Origin of the sequence: Novosphingobium sp. AAP93, assembly GCF_001296055.1 — a bacterium.
Lineage (GTDB): Bacteria > Pseudomonadota > Alphaproteobacteria > Sphingomonadales > Sphingomonadaceae > Novosphingobium.
On sequence record NZ_LJHZ01000088.1, the window covers coordinates 1 to 2868 of the forward strand.

Genomic DNA, 2868 nt, shown 5'->3' on the forward strand with positions numbered 1-2868 from the left:
CAAAGTGGGGAATTTTACTTTGCCACTTCCGGGGATTTTTACAGTGCCGTTGACACTGGCCAGACCCTGACCGAGGCGGGTGAAGCCCTGCTGGCCAAGGTGGAGACGATGGATCAGCTCGCCGCCGATATTTCGGACCAGGGTGGCCGTTCCAGTGCCCTGTCAGGAACGCTGCGGATCAGCGTGTCCGAGGGGTTTGGTGTCTGGTTCTTGGCCCCTCACTTGCCTGGCTTCAGTGCGGCGCACCCCGATCTGACGGTTGATCTGGTTGCGAGCAGCGGGTTCCTCAGCCCGTCGAAGCGGGAGGCCGATATTGCGGTGCTGCTGTCGCGCCCCAAGGCCGGCCCAGTCATCTCGCGCAAACTGTCGGACTATCATCTGAAGCTCTATGCCAGCTTGGACTATCTGCAATCGCACGGCGCGCCGCTGAACAAGGAAGACCTCGCTTCCAGCCACCGGCTGGTCGGTTACATTCCGGACCTGCTTTACGCCCCCGAACTGGCCTATCTCGACGAGATCAATCCGGGCAATCGCCTTGGCCTGCGGTCCTCGAGCATCAACGCGCAGCATCGCCAGATCGCCAATGGCGGCGGGATCGGTGTTCTGCCGTGTTTCATCGGCGATCTCGACCCCAATCTGAACCGCGTCCTGGACGACATCACCATCGTCCGCAGCTTTTGGCTGGTCACCCACAAGGACAACCACAACACTGCGCGGATCCGGCGCGGCCGGGAGTGGCTGATCGATCTGGCGCAATCTGGTAGAGCCGGGCTCATGCCGGCTGACTGATCCGACATCAATCACTGGACCACCCCGGGTGGGAATTTTTCGGCCGAGTGATCCGCGGTTCTGCTGGAACCTGGGGGCATTCCCGGGGGCATCGGAAGCAACTTTTCCTATGCTGACCCAATCGAATCAGTAGTTTATGGATCAGACTCGCCTCCCTCCGTCTCCGCCATTCCTTGAAAAAAGCGCAGAAGCGCCCAACTTCAAGGAATGCCGAGGCTTTCCAACCCCGAGTTGATACACAACGCTGCTACACAAGGTGGCAAGCCCGTGGCTAAGCCGCGTGGCCTGCGCAAGCGTGGCGGTAGCTGGGAAATGCGCGTGCGCGTGCCCGACCGTCTCCGGGAAACCATCGGAAAGCGCGAGATCATCAAATCCTTGGGCGGCGTATCGACGCGCGAAGCCTATCGTTTGGCGGTGCAAGAGCGCGCCAACATCGAACGGCAGTTCGAGCGAGCCGAGGTTCAACTGGGCTTGGTGAAGCCCATATTGCAGCCGGTCGCGCCGGCAACCCTGACCGATGACCAGATCGCCGCAGCCGCCAAACGCTACTTGCATGAGTTGGAAGCGTCTGCGCCGCAGGTTCCGATTGATGTTGCCGGGCAAGAGGCCTTGCGCGAGGCGATTGGCGAAGAACTTTTTGGCATCCGTCAGCCGAACGCGGTCGAGGATGCCACGTTGCAGGGCGTCGCGGAAGGTTTTGCCGAACATATTGGCCTTTCACTCCCACAGGGCGCGGCCCGTTTCCCCTTTTATGAGGCCATCCTTGAGGCATGGACCGAACATCTTCGGCGCCAAGTCCTGCGCCTCGACGGCGCTCGTACCCCATCGGTAAACCCTGCGTTTGCGGAGATTGATGGGCAGCGCGGGGAGGATGAAGCGGGCCTGACCTTGGCCGCTGCCGTTGATATGTACATGAAGGCGCCCGAGCGATCCGCTAACACGGCCAGCACGCTCAAGATGGATCGCTCTAGGCTGGGCGCGATGCGCGACTTGCTCGGCGGCGACCGGCCTGTGAGGTCCATCGTGCGAGCCGACCTTCGCGCCTACGTCGAACAACTTCGTCAGCTCCCCGCACACTACACCCAACGCTTTCCCGGCATGTCGCCAGCCGAAGCAATAGCGGCGGGGGAAAGGCAGAATGCGCCGAAGCTCACCCCGGCCAGCATCAAGCGGCAAATTCAGGCATCGCGCGCGCTGTTCGCATGGCTGGAGAAGGAAGAGCTGATCGACAAAAACCCGGTTACAAACATCGGAGGGCCAAGGGCGCCCAAGAAATCGAACCGTCGTTCCTTCCTACCGAATGAAATGCAAAAGCTGCTCGCGGCCACCTCCGCACGGGAACGCGGCCGGAAAGATTGGGCTTACTGGTGCACACGCATCAGCACTTTGCACGGTTTCCGCCTCACTGAGCCTCTCGGCTTGCAGGTCAAGGACCTGTTCAAAATCGGCGAAATTTGGGTCATCCGGCTCCGGAACAATGAGTTCCGGAAATTGAAGAACAAAGAAACCGCTCGTGACGTTCCCGTCCATCCCAGACTGATCAAACTCGGCATTTTGAAACTGCTGGAGGGCCGCCAACCCGACGATCTTCTCATTCCAGACACTCCTCGTGGGAATGGCAAGTCTTTCAATGCCGCACAAAAGCAAATGGGGCGCCTCATACGCACCCGTGTGAGCACCGATCCAGATATTGTGTTTCACTCGCTGCGCCACAGCTTCCGTGATGAAATGCGCGATCAAGGGTTTCCAACGGGCGTTGAAGAACGGCTTGGCGGCTGGACGACCGGAGGCCGCACGGCAATGGAAGGCTATGGCAGGGGTTATAAGTTGGAAGCCCTGCGCGATTGGATTTCCAAGGTCGCCTATGATGGTGTCGACATCGAATGAGACGCCATTGCGCAACATTGCCCGATTTGAGTGAAATTGGTCTCATCTGCCCCATACCGACGGGTGCACCTCCGGGACGTAGCCAGTTCTCAAAATTAACTCGATCTGGACTGGCGTCAGCAACAGACCAGTAGTCTCTGAAGCGTCCCGGGTTTTCCGGAGGCAGTTTCAATTGGGTTATGCCACCATATC

Annotated in this window: 2 protein-coding genes; both read left to right on the forward strand. The window is 59.5% G+C overall.

Annotation, left to right across the window (positions count from 1 at the left end; all coding sequences use genetic code 11):
• Positions 1-789: LysR substrate-binding domain-containing protein (locus tag IP83_RS13705; protein WP_054122792.1), on the forward strand; the 789-nt coding region annotated here is incomplete at its 5' end.
• 267 nt (positions 790-1056) lie between these two features.
• On the forward strand, positions 1057-2676 hold the full coding sequence (locus IP83_RS13710; RefSeq protein WP_197274375.1) for a DUF6538 domain-containing protein: 1620 nt from the start codon (positions 1057-1059) through the stop codon (positions 2674-2676).
• Positions 2677-2868 lie beyond the last annotated feature (192 nt).